Source organism: Pseudomonas sp. Pseusp21 (assembly GCF_059492145.1).
This window is the reverse complement of record NZ_CP168520.1, coordinates 2,912,867-2,928,581: the sequence shown is the minus strand read 5'-3', so window position 1 is coordinate 2,928,581 and position 15,715 is coordinate 2,912,867. Positions and strand designations below refer to the sequence as shown.

Here is a 15,715-nt window from a genome sequence, read left to right as displayed (position 1 = left end):
CATGACCCGGCTGCTGGTCTGGCTGCTGATGTGTGTGATTCCTGCGCTGGCGACGGCGCAGGATGAGCCGTTGCGCGTGGCCTACAAGGGTGAGTTGCTGTCGCTGAACACCACACAACTGACTGCTCGCGAGCCGTTGCCTTCTTCGCTGGAGACACCGCTGGGCAGTCTGTGGAAGGTGTTCGTTTATGCGTGGCTGGTGGATACCGGTGCGCGGGAACCGGCTTATGAATGTCGTGGGCAGTCGAAGGAAGAGGTTTATTGCTGCAGCGCGGGCGGGAAGATCGAGCGTGATCAGGCGCTGGTGAAATCCTGTGGGCTGTATTTCGAGCCGGCGCGGTTGGGCATAACTGCTGGCGATTGGAAAGTCTATTGGCAGGCGCGACGGGCGCCGTCGTGGTTGCTGGATTTGCCATCGGTGCAGCCGGCTACTCGGGTTTCCGTGGCTGACTTGCTGAAGGTTCTGGCTTTGCTGCCGGCTCAGGAGCAGATGCGTCGGGTGCTGCTCGACGTGGTGCTGAACGCGGCGGACGGCAATGTCGTCGGTGAACTTGGCGGACGCTTGCGGGTGAAAACCTGGAGCTGGCTTGGCGATCAGGATCCGCAATCACGTCAGGGCGGGTTCGCTGGATGGACGGCGGATGGCTCACCGATCTGGGCCGGTGGCCGGGGCACCAGTCAGATGGTTCTGCGGCATTACGGTGCTGCGTTGGCGACGGTGTTGCCCGCATCATGGCCGGCGGAAGCGGGGCGTTGTGTTGAGGTCGGACTGTTCTCGCGATATCCGGTTTCGCGGGTTCTGGCCGGTAATCAAGCGGTGACCTCCGGCCCGTTGCAGGGCGATTACCGCGTTGAATTCGCCAACGGCAATGCGCTGGATATCCACAGCGACGGCGAACTGTTTCTGCTCAACGACAAGCTTGTGGCCCGGCTGGATCGCGAGGAGTACGTCGCCCGTGTGCTGGAGCGTGAAGCCAAATCTGAACCGGCCGAAGCCGCGAAAGCGTTAGCCGTGGCGATCCGCACGTATCTGCTGCAAAACGCCACGCGCAATGGCGAATGTTTGAGCATCGACGACAGCAGCACTCGCCAGCGTGTTGCACCGCGTCCTGCTTCCGCCGAATCCCGCAACATCGCCGCATGGACGTCGGATCTGGTATTGGCCGGCAGCACCGTCACCTATCACTCCGATCAACCCGGCCCCGACAAACTGGCCTGGCAACAAGCCGTCGAGCAAGCCAATGCCGGCCAGCGTTACGACGCGATTCTGCTGCACGCCTACCCGCGCGCCAGCCTGAGCCGTTGGGACAACCCGGTGGCGTCCTGCGAAGCGCTACCTGCTGCCCAAGACTGGCTGCAAAAACAGCGGCGCGGCTGGCGTCCGAGGCTGGAAAGCGAAACCGGCTACAACGAAGTCAGCACGTTCGCCGTCTGCAAACTCGCCTTCGGTCGCCCCTTTGTCGATCGCGAACGCCAGCGCATCTACGTGCGTGGCGTGCTGTCCTTGCAGGATCGCCTCGACCTGACTCACGAATACCTGCACCTGGCCTTTGAAGCACACCCCAACGGCCAGGATGAAACCTATATCGAAGGGCTCGCCCGTCACCTTTTGCTGGAATAGACCATGACACTCCGTTATCCACAGGTCTTGCTGTTGCTCTGCGCGCTTAATGCATTGCCAATGGCGATGGCTGCCGACAGCGTCAAACTCGACACCCCGGTCGGCGGCTGGCGCAGTGGCGCGCCCGAAGGCGAGGGCGAGAGCTTCCGCCAGACCGTCAACTACCCGGCCTCCTCGGTGAACACACCGATCGGCCAGGCCAACACCGCCCGTATCAGCGGCGAAATCAAAGCCACACCAAAAAACAAAGAGCCCGGCCGCCTGATCGTCAACGGCGTCAGCATGCCGCTGAAAATCGACGACAGCGGCCGCTTCGACCGCCCGTTCTCCTTCCCCAACGGCAGCAACAGCGTCGAAGTGCGCAGCCCGGACGGCCAGCAACGGCACCGCACGCAATTTCTCAACACCAGCGGCGGCGCTACCCCGGCGAAACTGCGGGTGTTGCTGGCGTGGGACAGTGATGGCACTGACCTCGACCTGCATCTGATCACGCCAGACGGCGCGCACATCTGGTATGGCGATCGGGTCGCCCCCAACGGTGCGGCTTTGGACGTCGACGTGACCACCGGTTACGGCCCGGAAATCTTCGCCATGCCGGCGCCGATCAAGGGGCAGTATCTGGTGTATGTGAATTATTTTGGCGGTGGGTATCGCGGGGATGATGAGGGTGGGGAAGAGGCGGTGCAGCCGCTGACTACGGCGCAGGTGACGGTGATCACGGAGGAGGGGACGCCTAGCGAGAAGATGGAGACGTTCCTGGTGCCGATGCGGGCGGTGGGGGAATTGACGTTGGTGAAGTCGTTTAGTTATCCCTGAGCAGAAGCCTGCTCAGGGATGCATTAGAAGCCGGGCGGAATATAGCCGGGCACGAACGGGACGTTGATGCACTTCCCGTGAATGATCTTCCCGTCTTCAATCCTGAACAGCACGATCTTCTTGGCTTTGTTGACGGTGGCCTCCAGTTTGCAATCCGAACTGTGACCGACTGTCTCGTAGTACTCGGTGTAAACCATGCCGTTGCCGGTATGGTTCATTGAAGTCCCGGCCGCTTCTGTAGTGGTCCAGCTGGAGGATTTGAACCAGGTGAGAACCGCCAGATTCTCACCGTTGGCACCGGTCTGTTTTTTCATCGAGTCGGGTTTGCCGAACAGGTCGAGTGCTTCCTGGACATCGCGCCCTTCCCATCGAGACTGAGCAATCAGGTGGCAGCCATGCAGCAGCAATAGTGTGGGTGTCAGCAGGACCGCCAGTAACGTTTTAGTCCATTGATTCATCATGCGTTCCGCCGCTTACTTGTTACCGAGGATCGAATCCAGGTTATCCATCATCTGCCCCTTCTCCTGAATCGGTGCCAGCTTGAAGAACATCTGTTGCATGCCCTGAATCATCTGCAAGGGCTCCATCTTGCCCAGCGCGATCATGTCCTTTTTAGCGGGGGAGCAAACAAACTCGGCGGCGCGTTGTACCCAGAACTCCTTCGGCTGCTGCCATTGGTCGTTAACTTTCAGGTGCCGCATCATGTAGGCAATGCGATCTATGGATTGCCCATTAAGAAAGCGGACCTTGTTCGTGGAGCACTGCACTTCGAGGTTGTAGGCATCGATCATCGGTTTGCCGGGTTCTTCATACACCAGCGTCACGGCCACCAATTTCGCACCCTTGGTATGGTTCGACGGCACGACTGAAGTGCTGTCGGCTACATACATGATGTTCTTGTTGGGAATGCCGTTGCCGTAAATGATCCACCAGTCACCGACGGGGTTCGGTTCTTCTGCCTGCGCGCAAGTAGTGGCGGTCAGAAGTGCGGTTACTAGAACAAGGGATTGATTGAGTTTGAAAAACGACATGGTGTTGCTCCATTCCTTGGTGCTTTTGCAATGCACAAAAACAGAATGGAAATTTAGTGGCGAGGTTGGGTGAGCGGCAATTAGGGCGGATGTGCTAATGGCTTATTGCGATGGTTCAATAATCGCCTGAGCCGTCTACTCATTGCACGTGCCAAGCGGACAGGCAAACTCGCATTTATTGTCTGCGTCAGGCCGCTATTTTCGGGCTGAAACTGCTGGAGATCAGGCGATTAATCGCAATTTCAAGAGCTTGATCATCGAATAGTTTATTTTTGCGCACCGCAGCTCCACCCCCGCCGTCCCAGTTTCTCAGTGCTTCACGTACCGCAGAAACGGTCGGAACAACCCCTTCCTTAATCAGCAACCAATCGACGGTCGCGAGTAATTCCATTCCGAAGGGGGATTCAAAGCCATCGATTAATTCAGCTGTGCGCTCTAAAGCTTGGGAATATTCCCTGGCTTCAGTCTTTAGGTAGGTCTGCAAAAAAGCCTTGCGATCTTGATCAAACCAAATCACATCGGTGATTTCCGCATCACTGATACGCTTGTCGCAATGTAGATAGCTACCATCCAGATTGTTGAGCAGATGCTCCAGTCGATTGGCGTATGGCCCGAATTTATGAGCGATAAATTTCAGGTTTAGCGGGTTCTCTGTACTTGGAAGTTTTTCAATTGCCCGCTCAAGAAACCAAGCCAGTTTTTGAATCTCGAGCAGACTGCATTCCATGCCCAACACCCAATAGCGTCGAACCAGTTCAGCGATAAGGGCACGGGCCGGCGTGAGCGTCTCTACACCGTTGCGCTTGGCGACATTCAGATATTGATTGGTCGGCTCGAACACCAGCACGTCGACATCCAGATCCCCCAAAACCTCAACGATCTGTTCGCGGACTTCAGGCCACCTCAATCCACCGTTACCAGCACCCAGTGGCGGGATAGCGACGGATTTCACGTCATTCTCAATTAGAAAACGACGCAGGTCGTGCAGACCTTCTGTTATCCAGGCCATTTGCGAAGGTGAACGCCAGTGACGTTTGGTCGGGAAATTGACGATCCAGCGAGGTCCTTCAAGTTCGTTGGTGGCGGTCACGTGCATCTTGCCGGTTTCAACTTCCTTGGCCTTGCACGCCGCTGCGTACAGACGATAGTTCTGTGCAAAGCGTTCTTTGAACATCAGCGCGATGCCTTTTCCCATCACGCCCACGGTGTTCACCGTGTTGACGAGGGCTTCGGTCTTGGCTTCCAGCAGGTTGCCTTGGGTAAATCTGATCATTGGAAATACCATTTGGGACGCGCATGGACAGACAACGTCAGGCCTCGAGCGGCGACGTCTTGTTCTATGCGTTCTTTCATTGCATCGGTGTGGCACATGATGCCCAGTAGTCCCGTAATCGGTAAGTGATGGTGGATCAGCGCTTCCGCTTGATAACGCTCTATTTTACGAGGGTCATCAGGATCGCGCTTGAAGTCGCGCCGTTGAAGGATAGTCCAATCGATCTGGTCGAGATTCGCCAGATCGCTGTAATAGTCTGTCCAACTCGGATAGGCATGTGCGTTTGTAAAGACAAACGGTAGGCCGAGCTCTTCAACGCGATGGAGGCTTGAGACCAGAATGACGATCTCGTCATTGCTGCGTTGCTGCACGCTCCACCCGGAGTGGATGTTCTGCATCATCACCGAGAAGGGCGTGAAATAGAAGGGCACGTAGTCGGCCAGGACGCCTTCGGGTGCGATAGGCACCTGACGGGAACGGCGCTTGTCGATCAAGTCGACGTTGCCGATGTTCACGTAATGAGGTGCCTGTACTTCCGAGTTTGCGCAATGCAGGCCGTTGTCCAGAATCCAGGGCAGGTTATCGCGATGGACGATACGCCAAATCAGAGCTTTCTCTGGATTCAGGCTGGTGTAGTTCATTGATAAAACATTCTCTGATTCACGCTGGTCTGCACATTAACATCCGCTGCCTGCAATTTAGCTACGCAAAGTGCATCGACTTCTTCGCTGGGGGTAAAGATTTTGAAGAAGGCCTCAGGTTTAACAACCCCCGGTGCGAGACACTCGGCCATGCAGATGCTTTTGCAATGAGGGTCCAGGTAATCGCGACTGCTCATGACATCCCACTCGATGGCTTCGAAACCCTGTTCGTAATCAAGTAGCTGTATTGAGTCGCCTGCTAACGGGTGGCGTGGAATGATTTTCCAGCCGTATTGCCTGGCCGTTGATCTGTAGACCGAGATCAGTACAAATTGGGCCTCTGGCCTGTTGCGCTGGACGCTTCCGTCAAATGGATTCTTCGCAAACCAGTGGAAGGGCACGTAATTGTCGAGCTGCAGAGCCTGCCGCTTTTTCAGGATTTCAGCATCTGCGACGTCTTTGAAACCCGAGAGGCCAGCGCGAGGTTTCAAACCATCCTTGAAAATTCCATCCAGGTTTTCAACTGAAGTGAGATGGTAGAGAAGCTTCTGATCCTTGATGCTTTTAACGTCCGCCATAGTGGTCTCCTTGACCTGCACATCAACCTAAACTGGATTCAGTTCCGGCCTCGCCCCGTGCTGATGTAACCCTCGATCCGTAGGGGTTGGTAGAACAATCGCTGTGATTCTAGTGTGCCATCACTTTTGGCCACAAGCCCACTAAGGAAATTGGTTAGCAGGGTCAAGCAGCAACACGCCCGAACTCACTCTTCATCAAAATAATCGCGATCCAGCGTCGGCAACCGCAACAAACGCGATGTCACGCCCACCTCATGATCCATCATCAGATGCACCAGTCGCGTCCCGTCTACCAGCACAATACCGTCCACCGATTTGGCGAAGTCGACGGCGTGCGCCGTAAAACCAGAGGTGGTAATGAACACACCGCGCTTGGCCTTTTGTCCTGCGAGCGCGCCATAGAACGCCTGTAACTCAGGTCGGCCAACCGTGTTCTGCCAACGCTTGGCCTGTACGTAAACCTTCTCCAACCCCAATTTATCGAGCGAGATAATGCCGTCGATGCCGGCATCACCGGAACCTCCGACACGTTGCAAGTCGTTGCGACTGGCGCCGTAACCCAAGCGATGAAGAACATCCAGCACGATTACTTCAAAACGGTTAGGGCTTACTTGCAGCAAGTTGTCCAAAAGGTCGGCCGCCGTGGCATCGCGTAATTCCTTAAGCGCTCGCTCCAGTCGGTCGTCGGGGCTCTCGGTGGCGGAGGCTAGATCGGGCTCCACATTTGGTTGGTCATCCAGTGGCTCGGCGTCAGGCGCGACTTTCAGCTTCACATTCATGTAGCCGATTGCTATGTGCTCCACATCCGTGGTCGACAGTGGAAATGCATGCTCCTTGGCGTACTGCACGCCTGCGTCGGTCAACTTCCAATAACCGCGTTTGGCACTGCTGGAAAGACCTGCGCGCTTGAGTCGATCGTGTGCCCAGCCTGATCGGTTCTTGTAGGTAGCCTGACCACTGGCGATCAGTTCTTCGCGCTGAGCTTCACTCAGTTGCAGCATTTTTGCTGCTGATTCATGAGCGTCCCGAGCGATTGCACCCTCGGGTTTTGTGGCGAGAAAGCGAAGGATCGGCTCAATGAACTGATCGTAGGTTGGAACGGACATGGGCGCATCCCTGTGCTGAAAGTGTTTTCGTGCCGATCGGATGGCGATTGTAAATCAACGGTGGATATGGAGGGCTTCGCGACTAAAGCGTCTGCAGGTGAAAGCGTAAGTCGCTATGTCAGTTTCACCATCAATCCGCAAAAACACCGCAAAGCGCATTGCCTTGGTAACCATGAACGATCGGTCCCAACATCATGAATGGGCCGCAAGCGTAGAAAGGGGATGGGACTTTTTGCTGCGAGTCGAGCAGAACGGCTTCGTTTCCGAACTCGTCGTTGCCGAAGGACTGCTCGAAATACGATGTGCACACCGGTAGTTTCAATGGCACCGGAATGATCAGTGCCCAAACGGTGATCCCGCACCATTCCCGTGTAGGCGTCGACGTGACCGTTCTGCTGATTTGCGGTGTGATTGATCGATAGCTTTGCGCTTTGTAAGCGTCTGTCTTGACGGTTGTTTTTTCCGGGAGCGATACGATTGCTCCAACACATCCTGAAAGACAAAGGCACGAGGCAGCTGTCAGGCCAACTGATTTCATGTTTGAAGTGATGGTTTTGGGCATCAATGTTGAACGTCCTTGTGGGGTGACTTGAGCAATCTAAGTTGCCGTCGCTTCCAGCAGGTGGGGCTCTGTTATGCGATGAGTTGTGCAAGCACCATTACACAGCGCTCTGCCCGTAAACCGACCCCCGGCCGGTTTTTCAGCAGGCATTAAAAAGCCGGCTTGTGGCCGGCTTCTCGGGGACTGGCTTGGTTTATTTTTGGTAAACCGCGCCAGCCTTCAAAACGTACATCCGGATCTTGCGTCCGGCTGCGGGACTTGGTCAGACAGTGGTCTGCCGCGTCAGGCGTCATCTGGGCCGCTTGGCGGGTCGATGCGCGAATGTGGGGCGCAGGATACTGAGTTTTGTTGGGGATTCCCAGTGCGAAGTGCGGGATAGAGCGTTCTATCCAGGAAAAATCCCGTATTTGTACCGACTATCCGGGCCGGTTGCCCCTCACGACAGAAGCTGGCTCAGAGAAACGGCACCACCGGCCGCCGCTTGCCCAGCGTCGACCACCAGAACACCCACCCCAATACATGAATCCGCTGTTCCTCAATTTGCGCCGCGCGGAAGATCTCGTCCGGGTATTCGGCGCTGTTGTGGCTGCGCAGGCGCAGGGCGTTGCCGGGCATGCGGTGCAGGTATTTGATGCGCAGCATGCCGTCATGTTCGATGGCGTAGATTTCGCCGTCCACCACCTGGGTGAGGCCACGGTCGATGGCGAGGGTGGAGCCGTCTTCGATTTTCTCGGCCATGCTGTTGCCGATCATGTGTGTGCAGATGGCGTCGGTGGGGCGGATTTCCAGGGCTTCGAGGTGGCTGCGGGGCAGGCGGATGGTTTGTTCCGGGTCCTTGATGACGTGGGTCTTGCCGGAGCCGGGGGCGGTCGGTGTTTCCTTGTAGAGGGGCAGTTCGATGTCGCTGGATTCGATCACCGTATAGATACCCTGGATCGCTTGGGCATCCAGCGTGGTACCGGCTGCATGCAGGTGCGGGGCCTCCTTCGGGCCTTCGCCGGTCTTCAGCCATTGGCTGTTGACGGACAGCAGGCGTGCGACCTCTTCCAGGCGGTACGCGGGTACGCCCCGGGTGTACCAGTTATGAACGTTTTGGGCTTCCGTGCCCCAGAACTTTGCGAATCCCGTGGTGGTGATGTTCGCAGCTTCCAGGAGTGCCTTGAATCTTGGACCGCTAGTGTTCTTTCTCATAAACACGAGTCTACGGCCGGCCTAGAGCGGTTTGAATAAACCTTGCGTTCAAAATCAGGGCAAATTTTGCGACGGGATGTAAGACGTCCTTGTGGGAAATTACACACACTAAAACTTTTCTGTAGGCCGACATAAACAAGCTGTTTAAGCGCCTTTCGGGCAGGCACAAAAAACCCCGGATCAACCGGGGTTTTCTTCAAGCGTGTCGCAGGTCGTGAGGCTTAGCCTTTGTAGGCAGCAACCGACTTGGTGATCGCTTCGCGGGCGGCGTCTGCGCCCGCCCAGCCTTCGATTTTCACCCACTTGCCTTTTTCGAGATCCTTGTAGTTCGCGAAGAAGTGCTCGATCTGCTGGATCAGCAGGGCTGGCAGGTCGGTGTATTCCTTCACATCCACGTACAGCTGGGACAGCTTGTCGTGTGGGACTGCGATGACTTTGGCATCGCCGCCGCCGTCGTCGGTCATGTTCAGGATGCCGACCGGACGCGCGCGGATCACCGAACCTGGAGCAACCGGGTAAGGGGTCACGACCAGCACGTCCAGGGGATCACCGTCGTCAGCCAGGGTGTTCGGGATGTAACCGTAGTTGGCCGGGTAGAACATCGGGGTGGCCATGAAACGGTCAACGAACAGGCAATCGCTGTCTTTGTCGATTTCGTATTTGATCGGCGCGTGGTTGGCCGGGATCTCGATCGCGACGTAGATGTCGTTCGGCAGGTCTTTGCCAGCCGGAATCTTGCTATAGCTCATTGGGCGTTGCCCCCGTTAGTTGACCAAAAAACACTTGGCCGGATTGACCAAAAAGTGGCGGCGATTATAGGCATATTCTGCCGTGGACGCCATGTACCGGAAGTCGTGCAGACCTTTACTCGTGAGCCTGATAGACCGGGTCGCTGGCCTGAAGTTGCTTCAGGCGGGTCAACGGATCCTGGCGGTAGAAAAGCTGCAGCTGCGCATACACCTGTGGATAAGCCTCGTGCAGCAGATCCGGAGCGCTGAAGAAGTACTCGCTGGTGACGGCGAAGAATTCGGCCGGGTTCTCGGCGGCATACGGGTCGATGGCGGTTTCGGCGTCAGGATGGCGGTCGAGCTGGCGATTGAGGTCGTCGTACGCCGCCTGCATCACCTCGGCCCAGTCGCTGACCCGCATGTCGGCATGCAGAGGTGGCAGGCCGTTGGCGTCACCGTTGAGCATGTCCAGCTTATGTGCGAGCTCGTGGATCACCAGGTTGTAGCCTTCCCAGCCACCGCTGGCCATCACGCCGGGCCAGGCGAGGATGATCGGCCCTTGTTGCCACGCTTCGCCGCTGTGTTCGCCGTCCCACTCATGCTCGACGCCGCTGGCATCGCGATGGCGCTGGGGGCTGAGGAAATCGTCGGGGTAGAGGACGATTTCGTGGAAACCCTGATACCAGTTCAGATCGCCAAGATGCAAAAGCGGCAACTGCGCCTGAGCAGCGAGCAGCAGGCGTTGTTCCTGGTGCAGCTCGACACCGGGCAGGGCGGTCAGGTGTTTGTCTTCGAGGAACAGCACGCTGGCTTCACGCAGCCACTGGTCTTCAGCGGGCGTGATGCCATCGAGAAAACTCAGGTGATGGCGCACCCGCTGCCACAGTTCGTCGGCAATCGGGTGCCTGGCCAGAATGCGCCGGCGGCGCCAGGCGCTCAGCGACCACATCGGCTTAGTGCGATTGGGCTTTGGTGCCGCCGAAGCGGCTGCGGACTACACCGATAATCATCGGGACCAGCGACAGCAGGATGATGCCGACCACCAGCAGCGACAGGTTCTTCTTGATGAACGGCACGTTGCCGAAGAAATAACCCAGCGTCACCAGACCGCCAACCCACAGAACGGTGCCGAACACGCTGAAGCCGAAGAACCGCGGGTAAGGCATCTTCGCGACACCGGCGACGAACGGTGCGAAGGTGCGGATGATTGGCAGGAAGCGCGCCAGGGTCACGGTTTTGCCGCCGTGCTTGTCGTAGAAATCGTGGGTCTGTTGCAGATAGTCGCGGCGGAAGATTTTTGAGTTCGGGTTGCTGAACAGCTTTTCACCCGCCGTTCGTCCGATCACGTAGTTGGTACTGTCGCCGAGAATCGCCGCGAGCATCAGCAAGCCCGCCAGCAATACCGGGTCCATGCCGCCGCCCGCAGCGACCGCGCCGGCGATGAACAGCAGAGAATCACCCGGCAGGAATGGCATCACCACCAGGCCGGTCTCGCAGAAGATCACCAGAAACAGGATGGCGTAGATCCATGGCCCGTAATTATTCACCAGCAGGTCGAGGTAAACGTCGAGATGCAGGACAAGATCGAGCGGGTTGAAATCCATGGAGGCACCTGTGGTGACGGCCTGACTCGGCAGACCTGTGCGGATGACTTCGTGTAAGCCTACAAGCGGGTGTAGTTTTTCTTACAAGCCGGAAAGATCGGGATTATACGGGCAGAGGGGTGAAAAGCGCGTTGGTTTTGTAGCGGGGGATGTCGGTGTGAATAAATGTCGGGTTGGCATTCATTTTGGGGAGGGAGTCTGCTCCCTCCCCGCAGGACACCTCGCGATCAGAGTTCTTCGCTGATCGGCAGCACGTAGTTCTTGAACTCGGTGTCTTCCTTGAACCCGATGGATTCGTAGGTTTTCTGCGCCACTTCGTTGTCGGCGCTGGTGGAGACGCGCATGCGCACGGCCTGGGTTTCTTTGGCCATTTTCTTCGCGGTGCGGATCAGGTTGTCGGCTACCAACTGGCGGCGGGCGTCTTCGGCGACATAGATGTCGTTGAGAATCCACACGCGCTTGAGCGACAGCGAGGAAAAGCTCGGGTAGAGCTGGCAGAAGCCCATGAGCTTTCTGTCGTCGTCATCGGCCAGGGCCAGATAGATCACCGATTCCTTGCGTCGCAGGCGCTTTTCGAGAAAGGCCCGGGACGAGTCCGGATAGGGCAGGGAGCCGTAAAACTCGCGGTACTTAACGAACAACGGGGTCAGCAAATCCAGGTGTTCGAGGGTCGCTTGGATAATCCGCATGGTAGGTCTCGTCCTTCAAGTGGCTGTCTTCACGTGCTCTGACGGCGATGGGAAACCCGGGCGGCCGTGCATCGATCCTGCCTGAAACCGGCGCAGAAAGGCAATGCGGAAACGGTTCAGGCTGGGGGCGGATCGAGTAGGAAATTACTCTTCATGTCTGCACCGGCTTCCGATTCCAGCGTCTGAACCTGCGCCTCGTCCTTCAGATTGACGCCCGACAGCTGGCGCCGACAGGCTTCGCGCATCAGATACAGCAAGCGATGCGCCGCCATGCCGTAGCTGAGCCCTTCCAGCCGCACATTGGAAATGCAGTTGCGGTAAGCATCCGTGAGGCCGACCTTTGGATTGTAGGTGAAATATAAACCCAGGCTGTCCGGCGAACTGAGGCCCGGACGCTCTCCGATCAGCATCACGACCATTTTCGCGCCCAGCAACTGGCCGATTTCATCGCCAATCGCCACTCGGCCCTGTTCCACCAGCACTACTGGCGCTGTCGACCATTCGTCGGCGCTCATCTGCTCTTCCAGACGGGTGAGAAACGGCAGGGTATGCCGATGCACCGCCAGCGCCGACAGACCGTCCGCCACCACAATCACCAGATCCACACCGCCCGGATGCGCCTTGGCGTATTCGCGCAGGGTTTGCGCCGATTCATCGCTGAGCTTGCGCCCCAGATCCGGACGTTGCAGGTAGCTGTTGCGATCCACCGCCGCGCTGTGCAGCACAAGACTTTCACGTTGGCGTTCAGTCAGCTGGGCGCTGAGCCCGGCGTGATCGAACGGCAAATGCACCGCGTCCCGTGCCTGTGCGTGGGCGTACTGGAAATCCAGCTGTGCGCGGGTCGGCAGGCTGGTGCCGGTGCGGCCGAGGGCAATGCGCGCCGGGGTCAGACGACGCAGCTCCAGCCATGGGTTTTGTGGATCGACGGGCGGTTTTTCCATCTGACTCATCCCAGTTGCGCCAAGGCCTGACGAAAGGCCGGCGGCAGGTTGTTGCCGAAGCGGACCTTGCCGTCCGCCTGGGTGAAGATGCCCATGTTCGCCAGCCACTGCTCGAACTCCGGCGCCGGTTTCAGGCCCAGGGTCTGGCGCGCATAGAGCGCGTCGTGGAACGAGGTGGTCTGGTAGTTGAGCATGATGTCGTCGGAGCCGGGGATGCCCATGATGAAGTTGATCCCGGCCACGCCGAGCAGGGTCAGCAGGGTGTCCATGTCGTCCTGGTCGGCTTCGGCGTGGTTGGTGTAGCAGATATCGCAGCCCATCGGCACGCCGAGCAACTTGCCGCAGAAGTGGTCTTCGAGGCCGGCGCGGATAATCTGTTTGCCGTTGTAGAGGTATTCCGGGCCGATGAATCCCACGACGGTGTTCACCAGAAACGGCTTGAAATGGCGCGCCACGGCGTAGGCCCGGGTCTCGCAGGTCTGTTGATCGACGCCGTGGTGGGCGTTGGCTGACAGCGCACTGCCCTGGCCGGTTTCGAAATACATCAGGTTCTGCCCGAGCGTGCCGCGATTGAGGCTCAGGCCCGCTTCATAACCTTCCTGCAAAATGTTCAGGTTGATGCCGAAACTGGCGTTGGCCGCTTCGGTGCCGGCAATCGACTGGAACACCAGATCCAGCGGCACGCCACGGTTGATCGCTTCTATAGAGGTGGTGACGTGGGTCAGCACGCAGGCCTGGGTCGGAATGTCGTAGCGCTGGATGATCGCGTCGAGCATTTCCAGCATCGCGCAGATCGAGGCGATGCTGTCGGTGGCCGGGTTGATGCCGATCATCGCGTCGCCGTTGCCGTACAACAGACCGTCGAGAATGCTCGCGGCGATGCCGGACGGCTCGTCGGTCGGATGATTGGGTTGCAGCCTTGTGGATAACCGTCCCCGCAGGCCCAAAGTGCCGCGAAATTTGGTGACGACGCGGATCTTCTGCGCCACCAGCACCAGATCCTGCACGCGCATGATCTTCGACACGGCAGCGACCATTTCCGGTGTCAGGCCGGGGGCGAGGGCGCGCAGGCTGGATTCGTCGGCCGCTTCGCTCAACAGCCAGTCGCGAAAGCCGCCAACCGTGAGATGGCTGACGACTGCGAAGGCCTGTTTGTCATGGCTGTCGATGATCAGTCGGGTGACTTCATCGGCTTCGTAGGGAATCAGCGCTTCCTGCAGGAAATGCGTGAGCGGGATGTCGGCCAGTGCCATTTGCGCGGCTACCCGCTCGCCATCGTTGAGCGCGGCGACGCCGGCCAGGAAATCCCCGGAGCGCGCGGGGCTGGCCTTGGCCATCACGTCCTTGAGGCTGTCGAAGCGATAGGTCTGGGCGCCGACGGTATGGGCAAATGCGGCCATTGGGCGCGTTCCTCCTGAATGAATGCTTTTAGTGCAGGCACCGAGCCCAAGGCCCGGTGCCGGTGCAACTCAGATAGTTTTTTAGATACCTTCGAGCATAGCGTCTGCCGGTGCTTCGGAGCGTTGCTTGGCGGTCAGCTGGAAGTACAGGTAGCCAGCGGCCATGAAACCGAGGAACACACAACCGATCAGCGTGTTGAACCAGGCCATCGCCACCAGGCACACCAGCGCCAGAAACAGCGCGATGGCCGGCACCACCGGATAGCCCGGCGCGCGGAAGGTGCGCTCCAGGTTCGGCTCGGTTTTGCGCAGTTTGAACAGGCTGAGCATGCTGATGATGTACATCACGATGGCGCCGAACACCGACATGGTGATCATCGCCGCCGTCAGGGTCATGCCTTGCAGATTGACCAGACCGTCGCTGTAGATTGCCGCGATGCCGACCACGCCGCCCGCCAGGATCGCCCGGTGCGGGGTCTGGAAACGCGAGAGTTTGGCCAGGCCTTTCGGCAGATAACCGGCCCGGGCCAGGGCGAAGAACTGCCGCGAGTAGCCGAGGATGATCCCGTGGAAACTCGCCACCAGCCCGAACAGGCCGATCCACACCAGCATGTGCATCCAGGTCGAATTGTTACCAACCACCGCTTTCATCGCCTGAGGCAACGGGTCGTTGATGTTCGACAGTTGACGCCAGTCGCCAACGCCGCCGGCCATCACCATTACGCCGATAGCGAGAAACACCAAAGTCAGGATGCCGCTGACGTAGGCCCGTGGAATCGTGCGTTTCGGGTCCTTGGCTTCCTCGGCCGCCATGGCCGCGCCTTCGATGGCGAGGAAGAACCAGATCGCGAAGGGAATCGCCGCGAAAATGCCCGGAATCGCGCCCATCGTGAACTCATTGGCGCCGGACCAACCGTTGAGTACGAAGTTGCTGAAGCTGAAGCCCGGCGCGACCACGCCCATGAACACCAGCAATTCGGCGACGGCGAGCACGGTCACCACCAGCTCGAAGGTCGCGGCGATGCTGACGCCAAGGATGTTCAGGGTCATGAACACGAAATACGCGCCGACCGCCGCGAGTTTGGGATCGAGCCCCGGATATTGCACATTCAGATAGGCGCCGATGGCCATGGCAATGGCCGGCGGGGCGAAGACGAATTCGATCAGGGTGGCGATCCCGGCGATCAATCCGCCCTTCTCGCCGAACGCCCGACGGCTGTAGGCAAACGGCCCGCCCGCGTGGGGAATCGCGGTGGTCAGCTCAGTGAAACTGAAGATGAAGCAGGTGTACATGGTCGCGACCATCAGGGCCGTGACCAGGAAACCCAGGGTTCCCGCCGTGCCCCAGCCATAACTCCAGCCGAAGTATTCGCCGGAAATCACCAGGCCGACGGCAATGCCCCAGAGGTGCAGGGTGCCGAGTGTGGGTTTGAGCTGTGTGGTGGAAGTCATAAGTCCTCTCTGTCTTTTTTATTGTTCGATCTGTTGGACTTTCGGGTGCAGCGGTTGATTGGGTGGATGCTGTTCACGCAGC

The 15,715-nt window shown here is 58.2% G+C and carries 17 protein-coding genes; 2 read left to right on the top strand and 15 right to left on the bottom strand.

Features of this window, described 5'->3' with window-relative positions; all coding sequences use genetic code 11:
• The first annotated feature begins 1 nt into the window (after window position 1).
• Window positions 2–1,621 carry a DUF2300 domain-containing protein gene (locus ACEN93_RS13280; protein WP_495611495.1) on the top strand — a complete coding sequence of 540 codons (1,620 nt, stop codon included), beginning with the start codon at window positions 2–4 and terminating at the stop codon, window positions 1,619–1,621.
• A gap of 3 nt (window positions 1,622–1,624) precedes the next feature.
• Window positions 1,625–2,437, top strand: coding sequence for a YfaP family protein (locus ACEN93_RS13275; protein ID WP_039771899.1), 813 nt, complete (start codon window positions 1,625–1,627; stop codon window positions 2,435–2,437).
• Window positions 2,438–2,460: 23 nt separating this feature from the next.
• Here the strand turns inward: ACEN93_RS13275 and ACEN93_RS13270 are convergent, their stop codons facing one another.
• The 15 genes from ACEN93_RS13270 to eat form a co-directional block, all read right to left on the bottom strand.
• On the bottom strand, window positions 2,461–2,895 hold the full coding sequence (locus ACEN93_RS13270; RefSeq protein ID WP_039772002.1) for a hypothetical protein: 435 nt from the start codon (window positions 2,893–2,895) through the stop codon (window positions 2,461–2,463).
• Window positions 2,896–2,910: 15 nt separating this feature from the next.
• Entirely contained in the window at window positions 2,911–3,468 is a 558-nt protein-coding gene (locus tag ACEN93_RS13265) for a hypothetical protein (protein WP_039771897.1), read from the bottom strand.
• A gap of 187 nt (window positions 3,469–3,655) precedes the next feature.
• On the bottom strand, window positions 3,656–4,741 hold the full coding sequence (gene darG / locus ACEN93_RS13260) for a type II toxin-antitoxin system antitoxin DNA ADP-ribosyl glycohydrolase DarG (RefSeq protein WP_490844069.1): 1,086 nt from the start codon (window positions 4,739–4,741) through the stop codon (window positions 3,656–3,658).
• The gene (gene darT / locus ACEN93_RS13255) at window positions 4,738–5,382 is read right to left on the bottom strand and encodes a type II toxin-antitoxin system toxin DNA ADP-ribosyl transferase DarT (RefSeq protein WP_074691609.1); all 645 of its coding nucleotides are present in this window, start codon (window positions 5,380–5,382) and stop codon (window positions 4,738–4,740) included. Before darT ends, darG begins: the two co-directional genes overlap by 4 nt.
• The gene (locus tag ACEN93_RS13250) at window positions 5,379–5,960 is read right to left on the bottom strand and encodes a DarT ssDNA thymidine ADP-ribosyltransferase family protein (RefSeq protein ID WP_103385497.1); all 582 of its coding nucleotides are present in this window, start codon (window positions 5,958–5,960) and stop codon (window positions 5,379–5,381) included. Before ACEN93_RS13250 ends, darT begins: the two co-directional genes overlap by 4 nt.
• Before the next feature lie 185 nt (window positions 5,961–6,145).
• A complete protein-coding gene (locus tag ACEN93_RS13245) occupies window positions 6,146–7,066 on the bottom strand; it encodes a restriction endonuclease (RefSeq protein WP_039771891.1) in 921 nt (306 codons plus the stop codon).
• A 130-nt stretch (window positions 7,067–7,196) separates the two neighbouring features.
• The gene (locus ACEN93_RS13240) at window positions 7,197–7,628 is read right to left on the bottom strand and encodes a hypothetical protein (protein WP_080770657.1); all 432 of its coding nucleotides are present in this window, start codon (window positions 7,626–7,628) and stop codon (window positions 7,197–7,199) included.
• Window positions 7,629–8,081: 453 nt separating this feature from the next.
• On the bottom strand, window positions 8,082–8,819 hold the full coding sequence (locus ACEN93_RS13235; protein WP_495611494.1) for a S24 family peptidase: 738 nt from the start codon (window positions 8,817–8,819) through the stop codon (window positions 8,082–8,084).
• A 221-nt stretch (window positions 8,820–9,040) separates the two neighbouring features.
• Window positions 9,041–9,568, bottom strand: a complete 528-nt coding sequence (ppa, locus tag ACEN93_RS13230; protein ID WP_007990564.1) for an inorganic diphosphatase — start codon at window positions 9,566–9,568, stop codon at window positions 9,041–9,043.
• Window positions 9,569–9,683: 115 nt separating this feature from the next.
• Entirely contained in the window at window positions 9,684–10,496 is an 813-nt protein-coding gene (locus tag ACEN93_RS13225; protein ID WP_495611493.1) for a M90 family metallopeptidase, read from the bottom strand.
• A 4-nt stretch (window positions 10,497–10,500) separates the two neighbouring features.
• On the bottom strand, window positions 10,501–11,151 hold the full coding sequence (locus ACEN93_RS13220) for a DedA family protein (RefSeq protein WP_074691601.1): 651 nt from the start codon (window positions 11,149–11,151) through the stop codon (window positions 10,501–10,503).
• A 227-nt stretch (window positions 11,152–11,378) separates the two neighbouring features.
• Window positions 11,379–11,840, bottom strand: coding sequence for a GNAT family N-acetyltransferase (locus tag ACEN93_RS13215; protein ID WP_039771887.1), 462 nt, complete (start codon window positions 11,838–11,840; stop codon window positions 11,379–11,381).
• A 116-nt stretch (window positions 11,841–11,956) separates the two neighbouring features.
• Entirely contained in the window at window positions 11,957–12,790 is an 834-nt protein-coding gene (gene eutC, locus ACEN93_RS13210) for an ethanolamine ammonia-lyase subunit EutC (protein ID WP_414882756.1), read from the bottom strand.
• Entirely contained in the window at window positions 12,787–14,181 is a 1,395-nt protein-coding gene (locus ACEN93_RS13205; protein WP_039771886.1) for an ethanolamine ammonia-lyase subunit EutB, read from the bottom strand. Before ACEN93_RS13205 ends, eutC begins: the two co-directional genes overlap by 4 nt.
• Window positions 14,182–14,262: 81 nt before the next feature.
• Window positions 14,263–15,633 (bottom strand): ethanolamine permease, encoded by a 1,371-nt coding sequence (gene eat, locus ACEN93_RS13200; protein ID WP_039771884.1) that lies wholly within the window; start codon window positions 15,631–15,633, stop codon window positions 14,263–14,265.
• Between the last annotated feature and the right edge of the window lie 82 nt (window positions 15,634–15,715).